Origin of the sequence: Imperialibacter sp. (assembly GCF_040222815.1) — a bacterium.
In the GTDB taxonomy this organism is placed as follows: Bacteria; Bacteroidota; Bacteroidia; order Cytophagales; family Cyclobacteriaceae; genus Imperialibacter.
The window spans coordinates 24,355-42,954 of the sequence record NZ_JAVKCH010000039.1; the positions used below are offsets into that span (position 1 = coordinate 24,355).

The 18,600-nt window shown below is 46.2% G+C and carries 19 protein-coding genes; 14 read left to right on the forward strand and 5 right to left on the reverse strand.

Annotated elements, in window-relative coordinates; translation table 11 throughout:
• Nucleotides 1-71: 71 nt before the first annotated feature.
• The gene (locus RIF36_RS18860; protein WP_350129406.1) at nucleotides 72-2,867 is read left to right on the forward strand and encodes a T9SS type B sorting domain-containing protein; all 2,796 of its coding nucleotides are present in this window, start codon (nucleotides 72-74) and stop codon (nucleotides 2,865-2,867) included.
• A 78-nt stretch (nucleotides 2,868-2,945) separates the two neighbouring features.
• Entirely contained in the window at nucleotides 2,946-3,821 is an 876-nt protein-coding gene (gene fabD / locus RIF36_RS18865) for an ACP S-malonyltransferase (RefSeq protein WP_350129403.1), read from the forward strand.
• Between the two features lie 84 nt (nucleotides 3,822-3,905).
• Here fabD and RIF36_RS18870 read toward each other — a convergent pair whose 3' ends face one another.
• The 3 genes from RIF36_RS18870 to RIF36_RS18880 form a co-directional block, all read right to left on the reverse strand.
• Nucleotides 3,906-4,256, reverse strand: a complete 351-nt coding sequence (locus tag RIF36_RS18870; RefSeq protein WP_350085854.1) for a hypothetical protein — start codon at nucleotides 4,254-4,256, stop codon at nucleotides 3,906-3,908.
• Between the two features lie 85 nt (nucleotides 4,257-4,341).
• On the reverse strand, nucleotides 4,342-6,153 hold the full coding sequence (gene typA / locus RIF36_RS18875) for a translational GTPase TypA (RefSeq protein WP_350070275.1): 1,812 nt from the start codon (nucleotides 6,151-6,153) through the stop codon (nucleotides 4,342-4,344).
• Nucleotides 6,154-6,265: 112 nt separating this feature from the next.
• Nucleotides 6,266-6,580, reverse strand: coding sequence for an MmcQ/YjbR family DNA-binding protein (locus RIF36_RS18880; RefSeq protein WP_350129400.1), 315 nt, complete (start codon nucleotides 6,578-6,580; stop codon nucleotides 6,266-6,268).
• 158 nt (nucleotides 6,581-6,738) lie between these two features.
• Here RIF36_RS18880 and metG point away from each other — a divergent pair, with 158 nt between their 5' ends.
• A complete protein-coding gene (metG, locus tag RIF36_RS18885) occupies nucleotides 6,739-8,808 on the forward strand; it encodes a methionine--tRNA ligase (protein ID WP_350129397.1) in 2,070 nt (689 codons plus the stop codon).
• 82 nt (nucleotides 8,809-8,890) lie between these two features.
• Here metG and RIF36_RS18890 read toward each other — a convergent pair whose 3' ends face one another.
• Complete coding sequence (locus tag RIF36_RS18890; RefSeq protein WP_350129394.1) at nucleotides 8,891-9,277, reverse strand: GxxExxY protein; 387 nt, start codon at nucleotides 9,275-9,277, stop codon at nucleotides 8,891-8,893.
• Between the two features lie 6 nt (nucleotides 9,278-9,283).
• Entirely contained in the window at nucleotides 9,284-9,490 is a 207-nt protein-coding gene (locus tag RIF36_RS18895; protein ID WP_350129391.1) for a hypothetical protein, read from the reverse strand.
• Between the two features lie 69 nt (nucleotides 9,491-9,559).
• Between RIF36_RS18895 and RIF36_RS18900 the strand changes: the two genes are divergently transcribed.
• From RIF36_RS18900 to RIF36_RS18950, 11 genes are all read left to right on the forward strand, one after another.
• Complete coding sequence (locus tag RIF36_RS18900) at nucleotides 9,560-10,537, forward strand: pyruvate dehydrogenase complex E1 component subunit beta (protein ID WP_350129389.1); 978 nt, start codon at nucleotides 9,560-9,562, stop codon at nucleotides 10,535-10,537.
• A 186-nt stretch (nucleotides 10,538-10,723) separates the two neighbouring features.
• Nucleotides 10,724-11,305, forward strand: coding sequence for a cysteine hydrolase family protein (locus RIF36_RS18905; protein WP_350070254.1), 582 nt, complete (start codon nucleotides 10,724-10,726; stop codon nucleotides 11,303-11,305).
• Between the two features lie 15 nt (nucleotides 11,306-11,320).
• A complete protein-coding gene (locus RIF36_RS18910; protein WP_350129386.1) occupies nucleotides 11,321-12,202 on the forward strand; it encodes a helix-turn-helix transcriptional regulator in 882 nt (293 codons plus the stop codon).
• Between the two features lie 62 nt (nucleotides 12,203-12,264).
• Complete coding sequence (locus tag RIF36_RS18915) at nucleotides 12,265-13,047, forward strand: MBL fold metallo-hydrolase (protein ID WP_350129383.1); 783 nt, start codon at nucleotides 12,265-12,267, stop codon at nucleotides 13,045-13,047.
• Nucleotides 13,048-13,058: 11 nt separating this feature from the next.
• Nucleotides 13,059-13,541 carry a RidA family protein gene (locus tag RIF36_RS18920; protein ID WP_350070246.1) on the forward strand — a complete coding sequence of 161 codons (483 nt, stop codon included), beginning with the start codon at nucleotides 13,059-13,061 and terminating at the stop codon, nucleotides 13,539-13,541.
• Between the two features lie 45 nt (nucleotides 13,542-13,586).
• Complete coding sequence (locus RIF36_RS18925; protein WP_350070243.1) at nucleotides 13,587-14,015, forward strand: ester cyclase; 429 nt, start codon at nucleotides 13,587-13,589, stop codon at nucleotides 14,013-14,015.
• A 60-nt stretch (nucleotides 14,016-14,075) separates the two neighbouring features.
• Nucleotides 14,076-14,522: a hypothetical protein gene (locus tag RIF36_RS18930; RefSeq protein WP_350129380.1), complete on the forward strand. Its 447-nt coding sequence runs from the start codon at nucleotides 14,076-14,078 to the stop codon at nucleotides 14,520-14,522.
• A gap of 66 nt (nucleotides 14,523-14,588) precedes the next feature.
• Entirely contained in the window at nucleotides 14,589-15,956 is a 1,368-nt protein-coding gene (locus tag RIF36_RS18935) for a T9SS type A sorting domain-containing protein (RefSeq protein ID WP_350129377.1), read from the forward strand.
• 113 nt (nucleotides 15,957-16,069) lie between these two features.
• A complete protein-coding gene (locus RIF36_RS18940; RefSeq protein ID WP_350070235.1) occupies nucleotides 16,070-16,630 on the forward strand; it encodes a GrpB family protein in 561 nt (186 codons plus the stop codon).
• A 481-nt stretch (nucleotides 16,631-17,111) separates the two neighbouring features.
• The gene (locus RIF36_RS18945) at nucleotides 17,112-17,447 is read left to right on the forward strand and encodes a hypothetical protein (protein ID WP_350070232.1); all 336 of its coding nucleotides are present in this window, start codon (nucleotides 17,112-17,114) and stop codon (nucleotides 17,445-17,447) included.
• 76 nt (nucleotides 17,448-17,523) lie between these two features.
• The gene (locus RIF36_RS18950) at nucleotides 17,524-18,384 is read left to right on the forward strand and encodes an HAEPLYID family protein (RefSeq protein WP_350129374.1); all 861 of its coding nucleotides are present in this window, start codon (nucleotides 17,524-17,526) and stop codon (nucleotides 18,382-18,384) included.
• Nucleotides 18,385-18,600: the final 216 nt, after the last annotated feature.

Here is an 18,600-nt window from a genome sequence, read left to right on the forward strand (position 1 = left end):
AAGAGATAATTAACGGTAAATCCTCGTTGAGTTGTTATTACATGAGTTAGTCACTTAAGTAATTCCAGCTAATGAGAAGACTATTACCGGTATTTCTTTTGTTGCTTTTTTCCTGCACAGCGACATTTGCTACCCACATCCGGGCAGGCGAGATCACCGCCAGGCGTATTTCCAACGGTGCTCATACCTACGAAATAACTGTCATCGCCTACACAGACACCGGCTCGCCGATTCAGTTTGGGGAGGGGAATATCAGTATGGGGGACGGATCAGTTTATGCATTGAAAAACCTGGCTCCCAAGGAAACCATTCCGTTGGGCGATGATGTGGCTTTTAACAGGTTTGTGTTTACTTACACATACCCGGCACCAGGTGGCTATACCATCAGCTACCAGGAAAGTAATCGAAATGCGGGTGTTCTCAACATGGTGCGCTCAGTGGAGACTCCCTTTTACATTGAAACCGTGCTGGCAATAGACCCAGCTTACAAGCTGAATAGCAGCCCCGTGCTGTTGGTGCCTCCGGTAGACCATGCTGTCGTAGGTGCACGTTTTGTTCACAACCCGGGAGCCTTCGATCAGGACGGTGATAGCCTGGCCTACAGGATGTGGTACCCAAAGCGAAACCGATTTGATTCTGTTTTTAACTATCGGATTCCTAACAATAGAATTTTTTACGAAGGCAGGGATTATTTTGCGGCTAACCAAGACCAGGACAGCATTCCATCATTTACACTTGACCCCATAAGTGGCGACCTTGTTTGGGATGCGCCAGGGATGGCTGGCGAATACAACATTGCATTTATTGTGGAAGAATGGCGCCTGTTTTTTGGTGAGTGGAAGCTTCTGGGCCAGGTAACACGGGACATGCAAATTATAGTAGAGGAGTCGGACAACAGGCCCCCGGATTTAATTGTGCCGGAAGATATTTGTGTAGAGGCCGGCACATTCATTCAAGACCAGGTCACTGGTATTGACCCTGAAGGAATGAGGGTTTTGATGGAAGCTTTTGGAGGTCCTTTTGAATTTTCGAGCGGCAATGCTTCATTTTCTCCAGCCCCACCGGTTTATCAACAAACTCCCGGCACATTGAATTTCATGTGGCAGACTGCTTGCAGCCATGTTCGGCAGCGGCCATATGAAATTCGTTTCAAAGTGACAGACGAGCCCGCCGATGGTGGCGCAAAGCTTGTGGACTTTGACACCTGGAACATCACCGTAGTGGCGCCAGCACCAACAGGGCTTGCGGCAGGCGCTGAGTCCGATGGAACAGTCAGACTGTCGTGGGATGAGTACACCTGCTCCAATGCTGAATTGCTGGAAATTTGGCGACGGGTGGAGAGTTACGACTTTACCCCAGCCAACTGTGAGGTAGGCATGCCGACGTATGCCGGTTACGAGCTGATCGATGTAGTTGACGCCGGTGCTCTTGGGTACGCAGACGACAACCTGGGAGCCGGGTTAGATCCGGGAGCTTCTTATTGCTATCGGTTAGTCGCTTCTTTTTACGAGCCGGAGGGCGGCCTTTCCTATGTATCTGCGGAAGCTTGCGCTATCGCCAGAGCTGACGCACCAGTGATTACGCATGTAGATGTAGATGCTACTTCAGTTGAAAACGGGAGAGTAAATATATCATGGAGATCTCCATTCGATATTGATAAGGCTGACTTCCCCCCGCCTTATACCTATGAAGTGTTAAGAGCAAAAGGCCTCAGTGGCGATGATGAAATAGTAAGCCTTGGCACAACGCAGGATACAACCTGGGTCGATCAGGGGTTGAACACAGTCGATCTTCCCTACAACTATTTTGTCCGTCATTTGGGTGACAGCGGTCGGGTTGTTGGCGCTTCGTCGGCTGCCTCTACCGTCAGGCTTGAACTGAAGTCAGACAGTACAAGTATTGATGTCAACTGGACGTTTGATGTTCCCTGGTCAAACAACTCAGAGGAATTCCCGAAGCATTTTATCTACCGAAATAATGTAGACGTGGTCGATCCCGATGGCTTCTACCTTATTTCTGCGATAGATATAAGTGATCGGGATTTTCATTTTGTAGACAATCAGGGTCTGGTTGCTAAAACTGAATACTGCTATTATGTAACCACCCAGGGTAGCTTCGGGAATCCCGCAATCGCTGCTCCGCTCCTCAACAGGTCACAGATTATCTGCGCCTACCTGGATGATAAAGTGCCGCCCTGCCCGCCGATTAGCCTGGCGCTGGACGAGGCATTTTCCTGCGAGGCTCAGACTCAGTTCAGCGATTGCGGAGACAGCGACTTTTCCAATAGAATACTTTGGGAAAAGGAAGCCGTGTTAGACTGTGAGGATGAGGCTGTGAGTTACAATGTGTATTTTTCTGATCTTGGCGAAGAGGGAACCTACAACCTGATTGCTCAGGTGAGCACCACAGACTTCACCCATCAAAACCTAAAATCTTTCAAGGGCTGCTATAGGGTGGCGGCAGTGGACAAGTCAGGAAATGAAAGTGAGTGGACAAATCCGGTATGCAACGATAACTGCCCCTATTTCGAGCTGCCCAACGTTTTTACGCCCAACAATGACGGGAAGAATGACCTTTTCATTCCTTATTACAATGATGGAACCATCGCCGATTTTGACTTAACGAGGTGCATGCGTTTTGTGAAGTCGGTCGACTTCAAAGTATACGACAGGTCAGGAAAGATGGTGTTCTATACCAATTCCCGTGGTGTTGAAGGCTCCATTTTTATCAACTGGGCGGGCCAAACTGAGGCTGGGATAGACCTCCCTTCGGGGGTTTACTATTATGTGGCCGAGGTAGAATTTGATGTGCTTGATCAGCAGCAGTGGAAGGAAGAGTTAAAAGGCTGGGTTCAACTGGTCAGGTGATCCGTACATCCTCTTTTCAGGAACTGACATTTGCATATTCTTTGTAGCTTTGTTCGTTCAAACCAACTCACATCCTTTATGAATGCATATGTTTTCCCCGGGCAAGGGGCTCAGTTTTCCGGAATGGGCAAGGAGCTGTATGACACCAATGAAAAGGCAAAAGCGTTGTTCGAAAAAGCCAACGAAATACTGGGATTCAGGATTACAGATGTCATGTTCAGTGGCTCTGATGAAGAGCTAAAACAAACTAAAGTCACCCAGCCGGCCATCTTTATACATTCGGTGATAATGGCGATGGTTTCAGATAATTTCAAACCCGACATGGTAGCTGGTCATTCTCTTGGCGAATTCTCGGCACTTGTTGCCAATAAATCCCTCTCTTTTGAGGATGGCCTCCGTTTGGTAAGCAAACGTGCACTTGCTATGCAGAAGGCTTGTGAGCTTACGCCATCTACAATGGCCGCAGTGCTTGGCCTCGACGACGCAAAGGTTGAGGAAGTATGCGCTTCAGTTACTGGCGAGGTGGTAGTGCCCGCTAATTATAACTGCCCGGGTCAGTTGGTTATATCAGGGTCTGTGAAGGGGATAGAAATTGCTTGCGAGAAAATGAAAGAGGCTGGTGCAAAAAGAGCGTTGGTGTTACCCGTTGGCGGGGCGTTTCATTCTCCTTTGATGGAACCAGCCAGACAAGAGCTCGCTGCCGCTATTGAGGCGACTCATTTCTCTCAGCCAATATGCCCGGTTTATCAAAATGTGACAACCAAAGGGTCGGTTAGTATTGATGAAATTAAAAAGAACTTGATTTCACAGCTTACGGCTCCCGTAAAGTGGACACAGTCGGTTCAGAATATGGTAGCAGACGGTGCTGCTAATTTCATTGAATGCGGTCCGGGTAAGGTACTTCAGGGGCTTGTGAAGAAAATTTCACCCGAAGTTTCTGCTGGCAGCTTGTGATATGTAAATATTGAAAGCTGATATTCAAATTGTTATGTGATAAGCCATTAGGACACGGTCTTTTCTTGAATCTTTCACAAAACATTACATCACCTTCAATTCATCTAGCTCGGCTATCTTGTCGTCAAGGCGATGGAATAGGTGTTGAAAAAGGTCACTCACCCTGAATGTCAATTCTTTTGCACTCAGGCTTTTGTCGCCTTCATAGAAACTTGTTACTTGAGTAAGTGCGTCCATGAGCTCCACATACTCAAGCGTATTGAGTGTAGAGAAAATCTTATGCTTTAGGTGAGAAAAGGCTGTAGAATCACCTTTTTCAATGCTTGAAGTTATTTTGCTCTGAGCTTTTTCAAACTCCTGGTACATAAACTCAAGCAACTCCCTGTAAGCGCCAGGGCTGCTGCGATATAAGCTGTCTAGGTTTTCGAAGTTCATCACAAAAATAAAGGGATAACATTTATTTGTTATCCCTAAATTAAGCCTTTTGGCTTTTGCGGTTTACGAAATATTCAGCAGAACCTTACTCCGACATTTTAGCGTCCATGCGCTTGCGCTCGTTTTCATCAAGATAGATTTTTCTCATCCTGATCGAAAGGGGAGTTACTTCCACGTATTCATCTTTCTTGATGTACTCCAGTGCTTCCTCCAAAGAGAACCTTCTTTTTGGGTATATTTTTGCACTATCGTCGGTTCCGGATGCCCTTACGTTGGTGAGTTTTTTACCCTCCTGTATGTTGACCACAAGGTCATTATTTCTCGAGTGTTCTCCGATCACCATGCCGCCATACACTTCATCTCCCGCTTCAACGAAGAAAGTGCCTCTGTCCTGTAGTTTATCAATTTTGTAGGCCGTAGCACTTCCGGTGTCTACTGAAATAATAGAACCATTGATTCTGCCAGGTATTGGCCCTTTGTAGGGTTGGTAACTCAAGAAACGATGCGTCATAATTGCCTCACCTTGCGTAGCAGTAAGTACGCTATTTCGCAGGCCAATGATGCCACGGGCGGGAATCTCAAATTCCAGGTGCTGCAGGTCGCCTTTTGGTTCCATAATCTTAAGCTCAGCCTTCTTTTGCGTAGCGAGTTCGATCACCTTACCAGCAGATTCCTGTGGCACGTCGACTACCAGAAGCTCGATAGGCTCATTGCGGATGCCGTCGACTTCCTTGAACAATACCTGTGGCTGACCTACCTGAAACTCATAGCCTTCACGACGCATGGTTTCAATAAGAATAGACAAGTGAAGCACACCACGGCCATATACCAGGAATTTATCCTCAGAAGTAGTCTCTTCAATACGCAAAGCAAGGTTCTTCTCAATTTCCTTGAACAAGCGATCTCTAACGTGACGTGATGTCACGAATTTGCCCTCTTTTCCGTAGAAAGGTGAGTTGTTGATAGTAAAGAGCATACTCATGGTAGGCTCGTCAATAGATATCCTTGGCAGTGGCTGTGGATTATCTGCGTCTGTGATGGTGTCACCAATTTCAAAATCTTCAATACCAACAAGTGCACAGATATCACCAGCAGAAACTTCAGGTACTCTTAGCCTTCCCAGGCCTTCAAATACACTGATTTCCTTAATTTTTACTTTTTTAACAATTCCGTTTTTCTTGCAAAGCCCCATAATGGTGCCTTCAACAAGTTTGCCCTGAAATACTCTACCGATAGCAATACGACCTGTGTAGGCGTTGAAATCCAGAGAAGTGATTTGCATTTGGGGTAAGCCCTCTCTCAAAGGAGCCGGAGGGATCACTTCCAGAATGGTATCCAGCAATGCTGTGATGTCCTCTGTTTTTTCTTTCCAGTCGTGGCTCATCCAGCCATGCTTCGACGAACCGTAAACAGTTCTGAAGTCAAGCTGATCTTCAGTGGCGTCCAGGTTGTACATTAACTCAAATACTTGCTCATGCACTTCGTCGGGACGACAGTTCTCTTTGTCTACCTTGTTGATCACTACGATAGGCTTAAGTCCCAGAGCAAGTGCTTTGCTAAGCACAAAGCGTGTCTGTGGCATAGGGCCTTCGAAGGCATCTACCAACAAAAGAACGCCATCGGCCATTTTCAATACTCGCTCTACCTCACCACCGAAATCGGAGTGACCAGGCGTATCAATAATATTGATCTTGACGTCTTTGTATCGAATGGATACATTTTTTGAAAGGATGGTAATTCCTCTTTCTCTCTCCAGGTCATTATTGTCAAGGATGAGGTCACCAGACTCCTGGTTATCCCTGAAAAGCTTGGACTGGTGGATGATTTTATCAACCAAGGTAGTTTTACCGTGGTCAACGTGCGCTATAATAGCGATATTACGGATATTATTAGACATGTCTTATGAAATTCGCCCGCAAAGGTACGAATAAAACATGGCTAAAAGAAGCTATGTTAAGAAATAGTAATTTAAAAGACAAGGTAAGTGAGCGGTGAGTCAGGTGTTTACCCTATTTCTTCTTGTTTAGCGTTTCCCTGTAGGCTGTTTCTAGTGCATCTTTGACTAACTCTTCCGGCACTTTGTCCAGCTCAAACGTAGTCCATCCTTGTTGCCCCCATTTATTTGGAACAGGGAACACCCCTTTTTCAAATTCGCAAAAAACCGATTGATCCACTTCATTGAACTTGATGTTGGCAGTGCGGCTGCTTTCATGAAGCGTAGCAAAGATTACCCTGGCTTTGAAGGCAGCTCTGTCGAAATGAGGCATTTCTTCCACTCCCGGAAAAGACAATGCTATTTTTCGAAATATCTCTGTGGTTACCAAAGCTATTGTTGTTAGCCTACTCGCAAATTAACAAATAGGTTGTTAAGTCACGTTAAAAATGAAATAGACAATTCTGATGGATCTCGCTTCTACTTTAGCAGCTCAACACTTAAACACTTTCACTCTTTCCCCTATCTTTGCAGCCCAAACCAAGAATAATGGCTAAGAAGACTTACAAAAGACACACCGTTACCGCTGCATTGATCTATGCCAATGGGCCTATCCATATAGGTCATTTGGCTGGCTGCTATCTCCCATCCGATATCTATGTGAGGTATATGCGCTCAATGGGGGAGGACATTGTGTTTGTGAGTGGAACGGATGAGCACGGCGTGCCCATCACGCTGAAGGCCCGCAATGAAGGAACAACCCCTCAGGCTGTGGTGGATAAGTATTATGATATTATCAAAAACTCCTTTGCTGAGTTTGGTATTTCCTTCGATACCTATTCACGCACAAGCCGGGAGATTCATCATAAAACCTCACAGGATTTTTTTCTTAATCTTTATGAAAAGGGGATTTTTGAAGAACAAACCACCGAGCAATATTTTGACGAAAAGGCCAATCAGTTTTTGGCTGACAGGTATATAGTAGGCACATGCCCTACTTGCGGCAACGAAAATGCCTACGGCGATCAGTGTGAAAAATGCGGAAGCACCTTAAGCCCTCAGGAGCTCGGCAATCCCCGCTCCATGCTAAGCGGCGAGAAACCAGTGCTGAAGCCCACCAAAAACTGGTACATGCCGCTAGATAAGCTACAGCCTAAAATTGAGAAGTACGTCGACAGTCACCCCGAGTGGAAAACCAACGTATTTGGTCAGTGCAAAAGCTGGCTGAACCAGGGGCTGCAGCCACGGTCGATGACCCGTGATCTTGATTGGGGTGTGAAAGTGCCTTTGCCGGAGACGGAGGGTAAGGTGCTTTACGTTTGGTTCGATGCTCCCATCGGCTACATCTCGGCTACTAAAGAACTGAAACCCAACGATTGGGAGAAATATTGGAAGGACGAGGATACCCGTTTGGTGCACTTTATAGGCAAGGATAATATCGTTTTCCATTGCATCATTTTCCCTTCCATGCTGATGGAGCACGGCGATTTCGTGGTGCCCGACAATGTGCCTGCCAACGAATTTATGAACCTTGAGGGCCAGAAGATCAGTACCAGCCGCAACTGGGCAGTGTGGTTGCACGAGTACCTGGAGGAGTTTCCTGGCAAGCAGGACGTGTTGCGATACGTGCTTTGCGCCAATGCGCCGGAAACCAAGGACAATGACTTTACCTGGAAGGATTTCCAGACAAGAAATAACAGTGAACTGGTGGCCATCTTTGGCAACTTTGTGAACAGAGCAGTGGTGCTCACTCATAAGTATTATGAAGGCAGGGTGCCTCAGAGGGGAGAGCTCTTTCAGTTTGATGAAGAAACGCTGGCTAAGTTGGCGGAATTCCCCGCAGTAATTGCTGGTTCTATTGAGCAATTCAAATTTCGGGAAGCGTTGGCGTCATTGATGGATTTGGCGAGGTTAGGTAATAAGTACCTGGCCGACACGGAGCCATGGAAGCTGATCAAGACAGACCCAGAGCGTGTGAAAACCATCATGAACGTCGCTCTGCAAATAGCGGCCACACTCCAGGTGGTATGTGAGCCATTTTTGCCGTTTACTGCCACCAAATTGGGTGGCATGTTCAATCAGAGTGGAGTCAAATGGAGCGACCTTGGAAAAGGTGATCTTTTGCCCGGCGGGCACCAGCTAGAGGCTCCGACGCTGCTGTTTGAAAAAATAGAAGACGATGTGGTGGAGGCTCAGATAGCAAAGCTGGAAGCAACAAAAAAACTAAACAGTCCTGCCGAAAAAGCAGGCGAAATAAAAAAAGCAGAAAAAATGGAAGTACCCGGGCTTAAGGAAGAGATAGTGTATGATGATTTCACCAAGCTTGACATGAGAGTGGCTACTGTGCTTGAGTGCGAAAGAGTGCCCAAGTCGGACAAGCTGCTCAAGTTTTTGCTCGACACGGGCATCGACAAACGCACGATCTTGAGTGGCATTGCCAAGCATTACCAACCCGAAGACCTGATAGGAAAGCAGGTAGTGGTGCTGGCCAACCTGGCTCCCCGCAAAATGATGGGTATAGAGTCGCAAGGTATGATTTTATCGGCAGAGGACGAAGAGGGTAACCTGAGACTGTTGCAGGCCAATGCGGTGACAAATCCGGGAGCGACCATCAGCTAGTTTTAGTAGCTCGCAGATTTAAAGCTCGCAGAGACGCAGAGGCGCAAAGTAAAAGCTGATTTTATACGGAATTTCGTTGGTGCTACAGGTTATTGACAATTCTAACAATGCCGTTTTTTATTAAAGATTCGTTGAAGTTGACCAACAAGCCTAATTTTATCCCCGTGAGTTTCAGGTAGGTTAAAAGCTGTTTTTTGTGCACGTCAGCCAGCGACTCAATGGATTTAATCTCCACAATCACTTTGTCCTCCACAATCAAGTCTGCCCGAAAACCTTGATCCATCTTTATACCTTTCCAGACCACGGGTATGGCTTTCTGCTTTTCAACTTTGAGTCCCTCGGCTGTCAGTTCATGATGTAGAATGGTCTCATGTACTGTCTCGAATAATCCAGGACCGAGGTGACTGTGTATTTCATATAGTTTATTTACAATAATTCTGGAAATATCGTTTTCGTGTAGTCTTGCCATATTTATTCATTTTTTGAGTGCAAAATAGCGCATTTGACTTATATATAAGGTGTTAGTGTGCTTGGGGCGATATTTATTTAGCTCCAATTGCAATTCATTGTGGATTCTCCGGTACTTTTGAGTAGGTATCTCCTCTTCTGATACTCCTGCGCTTCTGCTGGAAACATTCTCTTCCCTTAGCGCCTCTGCGTCTCTGCGAGCAATATTCCTCATTCATCAAATTCCATGTTGTTTCTTGTACCAACCCATATTAACTTAGCACGCCGTTAGAAAGACTATACGATGAGAGAAATACAATTCAGAGAAGCCCTTCGTGAGGCGATGAACGAAGAGATGAGAAAAGACCCCAAAATATTCCTGATGGGGGAAGAAGTGGCAGAATACAATGGTGCCTACAAGGTAAGCCAGGGTATGCTCGATGAGTTTGGGCCAGAAAGAGTGATCGACACACCCATTGCTGAATTGGGTTTTGGTGGACTGGGCGTAGGTGCCGCTATGAACGGCCTTCGACCAATCATAGAATTTATGACCTTCAACTTCTCATTGGTAGCCATCGACCAGATCATTAATGGTGCTGCCAAAATGATGTCGATGTCAGGTGGGCAGTTCAATGTGCCTATCGTTTTCCGCGGCCCTACAGGCAATGCAGGTCAGTTGAGCTCACAGCACTCACAAAACTTCGAAAACTGGTTCGCCAACACTCCTGGTTTGAAGGTGGTGGTGCCATCCAACCCATATGATGCCAAGGGCTTGCTAAAGTCTTCCATCCGTGACGACGATCCCGTCATTTTCATGGAGTCGGAGCTGATGTATGGCGACAAGGGCGAAGTGCCCGAAAGTGAATACCTGATTCCACTGGGCACTGCCAAGGTGGTGAAGGAAGGAAATGACGTAACCATCGTTTCATTTGGCAAAATGATGAAAGTGGCTTTCGAAGCTGCCGATGCCCTTCAGCAGGAAGGAGTTTCAGCCGAAATTATCGACCTGATGAGTGTTCGCCCGATTGACTACGAAACAGTGGTGAATTCAGTAAAGAAAACCAATAGATTGGTGATTGTTGAAGAAGCCTGGCCTTTGGCCGCCATTTCTTCAGAAATCACCTACCATATACAGCGTTACGCTTTTGATTACCTCGATGCGCCAGTAAGGAGGGTGACCAACCTCGATGTGCCACTGCCATACGCCCCTACATTGATCGAGTTCATTTTGCCCAACGCAAAGAAGACGATTGATGCTGTGAATGCGGTGATGTATCGTTAAGGATTAAAATACTAAAATTGGAAAGGCCCGTCGATGGGCCTTTTTTTATGCCTTGTGGGCTGAAGGAGGGCCATTGTTGCATGCCGGTCGTCGATGAGTCGACAGGCTGATTTTAATACAGATTCTGGATTTTAGAAAAACCCTGGTCAAGGCTCATCCGTAAATTCCATATCAAATAAAACTAGTATGGAATCACTTTTTGAACAAAGACCTGCACTTATTCTAATCGACATACAAAAAGCCTTTGAAGATGTTGCGTATTGGGGTGGACAGCGAAACAATCCCAACGCAGAACAGTATGCATCGGAGCTGCTCTTTATTTGGAGAAAGCACCAGTTGCCAGTCTTCCATGTTCGACATTGTTCTGCCAACCCCCGGTCGCCGCTACACTCTTCCAACCCGGGCAATGCTTTTAATGAACTGGTGGAGCCGCTACCTGGAGAGCCTGTGGTAGAAAAAAGTGTCAACAGTGCTTTTATTGGCACCGACCTGCAAAAGCGACTGAATGAAAAAGGTATTGACAGCCTGGTTATTGTGGGGTTGACTACAGACCATTGTGTTTCTACCACAACAAGAATGGCCGGTAACCTGGGCTACAAAACCTATTTGGTGCACGACGCCACAGCCACTTTTAACAAAATCGGACACGACGGAAACGAGTATTCTGCTGGAGTCATTCATGCCACTGCATTAGCAAGTTTGAAAGACGAGTTTGCACAGATTGTTTCAACCGATTCGCTAAAAGCGATGGCACCAATATTGAATTAAATAAAATTGCTCCAAATGATCGTTGCAAACCGCTGTCCGGATCAGGAAACTCTCACACGGCTAAGGAATAAAGTCAATAACGGAGACAACCGGGTGCTGGAATGGCCCGATGTGGTAGTAAATGGCCATTATCAGGTGTTCGAGAAGGAGATACCCGAGAGCTCGTTCACTATTTTTTCTGTCAATACCGACGGGCTGGTGACGCTTACCACAAAAGACCGTGATGTCAGGTTTTGCAGAGAGACTATTTGTGTTGTTAACCCCTTTGAGCACTTCAGCTTCTCAATTCGTGACTCATTACCTGTGAACATTATGAATGTGCACCTGGGCTTTGATACTTACAACGAACTCCTTTCCTGTATCCTGTTGGACGATGAGAGGCTGCTTGACAACCCGACAGGACGCAGTGAACCCTATCTGTTTGATAACCGCCTTTTTTTCAATGAGCCCCTGTTTAGAGGTAAGCTACTAAGCTACCAGCGTGACAACGGCGACGAATACCTCTCAGAGTTGATGGATGTGATTGGAGGACTGATTGGCAAAAACAGTAAATCTGCTATGAGGATTCCGTCGCAAAAAAGTGCGACAAAAGCTGAGCTTTTCAAAAGAGTGGCCATCGGCAGAGATATCATTTTCAGTCAGTATAGTGACTCCTCTCTTACGGTAGACGCCCTGAGCAGAGAGGTGCTGATGTCGAAGTTTCATTTTATCCGGGTATTCAGACAGGCCTTTGGGTTTACACCGCACAAACTAATTCAGCAGGTGAGGGTGAGAAAAGCACTTGAGTATATCAAGAGTGGAGAGATGACTATAACTGACGTAGCTGAGAAAGTTGGCTTTCAGGAGGCTAGCTCTCTTTACCCTTTGATTAGAGGAAGGCGATTTGAATTTAATTAGCAATTTCGAATAGATGGCGGAGGCTGACCTGAGGCTAGTTTTGTGTCAAAAACAACGGAGACATGGAACTACAGCTTATTCGAAATGCTACGGTGAAGTTATGCTATGGCGGTATTACTTTTTTGATTGACCCTTATTTGGGAGAAAAACATAGCCAACCCTCGCTGGCAGGACGGTCTGAAAATCCAACGGTTGATTTGCCATTTAGCATCAAACAGGTGATGGAAGGTGTTGATTACATTATTGTCTCTCATCTACATCCTGATCATTTTGATGACGGAGCTCGACGTAATCTCTCCAGGCAAGCCCCCATTCTTTGTCAGCCTGAAGATTTGGCCGCACTCAAGTCAAGTGGTTTTGGAAACACCCGGGCCATTGCTCAGGAGTTAGACATCCAGGGCGTGAGCATCACCCGAACGGACTGTCAGCATGGCTCAGGTGAGATTCTGCCGCTGATGGGCGTTGCATCTGGTTTTGTATTCCGGCATTTGGAAGAGAAGACTCTTTACTGGTGTGGCGATACGGTTTGGTACGATGGAGTGCAGCAGGTGATCGACAGACACAACCCAGGTATAATTGTATGTCATGCAGGAGGAAATGCTTTTTTGCGGTCCTACAATGTATTCGGGCCAGCTTTTTCTGGTGACAGTGAGTCTCTGGTGATGGACGCAGAGCAGGTGTTAACGCTTTGTGACTACGCTCCGCAAGCGCAGGTGGTGGCTACGCATATAGGAGCCCTGGATCATGACTCCTTTACCAGGCAGGAGCTTCGGAACAAGGCAGCCACGCAGGCAGAAAGAGGACAGCTTCTGGTACCCGAAGACGGGCAGGGAATGATTTTTTAACAACAGATGATATGACCAGCATTGAAAAAAGAGTAAAAAAATTGGGGCTTGTTCTGCCGGAGCCGTCAACGCCGGGTGGTAACTATTCTTCGTGTAATACCCGGGGAAACCTTGTGTCGGTGGCGATACAGTTTCCGATAAAAAATGAAGAATTCCTTTACCAGGGGAAGCTGGGCGCCGACCTGGACACCGAGGCTGGCTATCAGGCCATGCGCCTGTGCGGGCTCAATGTGTTGGCGCAGATAAATAAATATTTCGAGCTTGAACATATTGAAGGACTCAACCATGTCGACATATTTTACCGCAGTACCGATGACTGGGACGATGCCCCAAAGGTGGCCAATGGCGCTTCTGATCTTTTTGTAGAAGTGCTTGGCGAAAAAGGGCAGCATTCCAGAGCCATCATCGGCGTGCATGCTTTGCCACGACAGTTTTCGGTTGGGCTCGCCGTAACCCTGACCTTGCGCAGGCGAATTCCATGGATTTTTGCCTGACTTCCAGGTTGAAAATAGGCCGTATCACTTTTATATCATTATAATATGAATGCCAACAATATAGCTGACCCTGTGCAGTTGGCGCTTTCTTTTTTGGAACGTGTATGGGGTCCATCTCATGATCTCAATGCCATCGATGAACTGATGACTGAAGATTATACCATCACCACCGGTGGTGCCACTATCACCGGACGCAGCGAGTTTAAAGAATGGGTTCGGACTTTTCAACAAAAGCTCGCCGACGCCATCACGGTGAGCCACGAAACGATCCGAAGTGAGGCTGGCGACCGGGTGATATCCCGGTGGATCTGTTCAGGAAAAAACAACGGAATTTTTGGCTTACCGGCCGACGGTCGGAATGTCGCCTTTACCGGAATTGCTATTTGGAGCGTTCGGGACAATCGCCTGGCTGCCTGCTGGGTGGAGCGGAGTGCGCTCGAACTCTATCAGAAAATCAAACATGATCATTCATGATTTTTGATCCGGTTCCTTTTTTATCGCTCTTAATTTGTCGAAGCAAAAAACTCTTCACTTATGAAAAATTTAGACAGCCTTTGGATGGCCCATGAGCAACTGCTGGTGACCAGGCTCAGCGGGGATGTAACAATTTCAGACATTGAAAAGTGGGAAACCTCTCTCTACAAGGCACTTGACGCTATCGGCGACGGTGGGAAATTCAAAATACTGGTGGATCTCTTTGGTTTTAGTGCCATCAATGTGGACGCTCATAAACGATACAGGGAGATCATTCCCAGCACCTTGGCCGGCTACGGGTGGAGGGTAGGTTACCTCGATATGTTCGAGGAGGCCAACGGGCTGCTGTTAACTTCCAAAAGAGGTATTAGGTGTGTAGCTGCGGCCCATGTTCATCAGGATGCTACCAAAATTGAAAAATACCAAAGTTTGTATGGCACGGGGAGGGAACAGTTTTTCACCGACCCTTTGCAGGCCCGGGAGTGGATCGCCCAACTTGCAGTTTAGGGTTTTTCGAAGGTCCAATGCAACCATTTTTATCACTTTGATGTCTGGTTTTTATTTTCAAAACTGATGAGACTCACAATTTTTTTACTGCTGCTTCCGCTTCTGGTGAAAGCACAGCTCAATAGCGATTTTTGGAAAACCCTTGAGCCCCGCCTCGGAAACAACACTTTCTTTTATTCGCTACAGGTAAATAGTCAGGGAGACATTTACCTGGGAACGAACAACGGTATCGTTAGGAGCACCGACGAAGGGCGGTCATGGGCAAGCTTAAATGTTGACGCCGTGCCCTTCTTTCACCTCGTTGTGTCTGGCGACTCCATTTATGGCGTTTCGGGCAACGGCATCATATATGTGTCGTTAAACGGCGGAGACAGTTGGCACAGCAGCCAGCTACAACAGGTAAATGCTATGACCGATATCCTGTTGTTGGCTAACGGCGACGTGCTGGTGGCCACTGGCTACCCGGAGGTCGTAAATGATGTAGGCTATTTCCGTGGGAACGGACTTTTCAAGTCTGTAGATAACGGGCGCTCCTGGCGCAAAGTTGAACTCGGGAGGGCACAGGATCAGTATATTTCGCACCTCGCACAAGACTCACAGGGCCGCATTTATGCATCGTTGAATGAGTACATATCGGCAGATGGGGCCTTGCTGTATTCTACCGATCATGGCGACACCTGGCAAGCATTTCCAGACCCTTTGTTCGACTGGGGAGGTAAGGATGGTTTGGGAGCGACTAGCATTGTGCTGGTAACCAGCTTGGAAGTTGATCGGCTGGACAATATTCGCTTAAGCCTACAGGGTGCTTCCGGTAGAGTGGCCACTTCTTTGAACCTGAGTAGCAGCTTTCAGAGGGCTGTCAATGGAGAGGAATGGAGCCACAAGCATTTGGTGCCATTTGGCTACCCATGGCTTTACCTGGAGGCGCACAACAGCTACTTCGCTGCTAATGGCGACAGTTATGCCTTCAGGTTTGGTACCTCGCTGAACCTTTCGGGTGTGTCCTATTCAAAGCAGGGGCTAGGTTTCGAGAAGAAACATATTAACCCACTGGTAATAGATGGCGTAGCCCAGTTCAATTACTGTGTTTTTGCTGAGAGTCCAACCGGACGAGTCTATTTGATTCAGCAACTGGATCGTACACTGTATTATACCGACGGGTCTGTAAAGGAGCCGGTGCTAGGCGTTGATAAAGGCATAGCTACAGCAGTCTACCCAAACCCTGCCAGCCAATATGTAAGTGTGAGGTTGCCTCCCTCCGTGACTCAGGCGCACATTGATATTTTTTCGTCCGATGGCCACCAGGTTTACAACGGCACTTTTACCACCGTTGGCCAGACTGAGGTGCCGCTAAATGGTGTATTGCCCGGCATTTATTTCGTGACAGTGGCTACCGACCGCTGGAAGGAGACGCACAGGTTGGTGGTTGAATAGCATGGAAAAAGCGCAAATGGCCCAGTAAGGCGCCGAAAGGCTTATTTAGCTAAAAATGGGAGTTCAATACTTCATAATTTTTGATTGTTTGGACAGGTTTGAAAGTTGATGGTATGGAGATAGGCATAGTAGCATACTGCGAAAATTGGAAAGAAGCGTTCGAGAATGAACGAGAATTAATCCTCGCCACATTTCGAAACCATGTTAAAGCCATTGAACATATTGGCAGCACTGCAGTTCCAGGCCAGTGCGCAAAACCGGTAATTGATATATTTATGGCCGTTTCGCCTTTTCGCACAGTTTCCTTTTACCATCACGTGCTTTCTACACTCAGTTACCGCCACACCCCAACCGGCATGGCCGAGCGGCATTTATTTACCAAATATACAAGTGAGAACATATGGACGCATAATTTGCACATATTGCCATGGGATGCTGAGTTCTATTCACGGAACGAAATACTATTCAGAGACTTTTTGAGGAGGAGACCGGAAATGGTAACCAGGTACAATTATTTGAAAGAACAGTTAGTGCTCAGGAATTTTTCTTCACTGGAGGAGTATACAAAGGCAAAAACTCAATTTATTCAAGAGGTGGTGGATGTAGCCAGAATTGAAAAAGGGCTCCCAAGACAAAACGTTTGGACGATGGAATACATCAAGGATGACAGGTAAACCGGCTGGCAACTAAGGCTTTCGGTGGCCCATGTTTTCCCTGTTGCCAGCACCGGCTCGTGCCTCACCTTCCGGGCATTCCGCTGCTCTCCCTCACGCAAAGAACATGATAGGGTCGACCAGAAAGGCCGCCGGTCTACCACTGCTTCCATAACAACGTCATCTCGAAACGGAGCCCCGATATTTTATAGGGGCAAAGTGAGAGATCCCCATGGCGTTGCAGCCAGGTTTGTTATTCTTTCTGCCCGACCACCCCTGGATACTTTTGGAATGAAAGCTTTGGGAGGTCTGAAAGACGACATTGATATTGTTTATCTGAATAGATATTTGACACTCAAATAAATATGTAAAATCGGTTTATGGATTGGGTTCATACCCGGATGTTGGTGGCCATTTAATAAAATCAACAAACTAATGTTAACTTTGTACTGTGATAAGTCGAATACGAAATAGCATATTCACTAAAATCCTTTGGGGATCTATGGGTATTTATCTGCTCAACATTAGCGTTGACGCAGCAGACCCTAACCCTGAATATATCCCTGAAGACTTGTCATTCAATGACCAAGAAAGTATTGTCGAAATAGTAGTTGAAAAGGTTTTAGGTTATGAAGACGCAATCGAAGAGTATGAGGATCATGACACCGAAGACCACAACAAGAAAAAGAATTTAAAAATCGACTTGTTGGTTCTTGAGAGTGAAAAACATAAAAATGCTAGTGATCAACTAGTCTTAAGAAAAAGGAGCTATTTTGATTATGACGCTCGATTGTCAAGTAGCTTCCAAGAAATAGACAGCCCTCCACCCAAAGTTTGATTTGTTTTTTGTCTGCTAATACCCTATGACTAAACGGACGTAGGGTGTTTCGTAATGCTTTTAAAACAAATCAAATATGAACATCAAATATATTTTGACGCTAATCGTTGCATTGGCATCATCTACATACGGCGCAGCACAAGTTGGTGATGCTGAAAAAGACAGCCTTTACATTCAACAAATCGAAGACCACAAAGAACCTGACAAGGTCTTACATGCTGAACCCCTGTACATTGACTTAATCCGTGATTTAGGTGCTAGAAAAGGCGAAAAAGAATGGAATTTAGGGTTAGGACTGACTGATAACCTGAAGTTCGACTCCTATGAAGCTTTAATTGAATATGAGTGGGCTCCGATTGACAGATTAGGTCTGGAAGTGGAGCTTCCATTCACTTTTTATGCGCCCATGCATAAAACAGAAAATGACTCAATTCTATCCAGCCTATTGAACAGTATAAAAATTGCTGCTCAGTGGTCATTTTTTGTGAATGAGCCAATGGCTACATCAATGGCACTTGGGTATATAAACGAGTTTGAACTTTCCGACTTCAGGAATTTTGGAAAGCCGTTTATCAAGGGCAATGTTTACAATCCCTTTTTGGTTGTCGCCAAGCGATGGGGAAACAACTTTCACTCATTGATCTACACAGGGCCCAAGATTGAGCAGAATTTTAGCTCAAATAAGTTTCATACAACTTTTGATATCAATACCAGTTTTCACTACATGATTTCAGGTACAAGAAACTTTATTGGAATAGAGTTTAATAAGGCCATCCGCAACGGATACTTTGACATGACCATGCGGCCCCAAATGAGATTAGGAATTGCGGACAACTTGTTAATCGGAATTATAGCGGGAATTCCTGTGAGTCGTGAAAATGAGAGATTAAGTTCTTTTGTTCGACTGATATGGGAACCAGGGCATAAGAATAAATAAATACGGCCCCCAACAACGTGTAAGCATAATACGGACTGCAAAATGCTAAAATTGAGGTGTTTGCAGCCAAAAAAGTTTAGTGCGGGTGCGGAATGAATTTCCCTGAAATCCCGCACTATGCATCTACGGGGCCGTTTCTTCAAAACCCCAAAAAACCAAACGGATTCTTCGAGCCATTCGTTAGCAGCACCTTTTGCTTGTCAGTGGCTCTTGCTT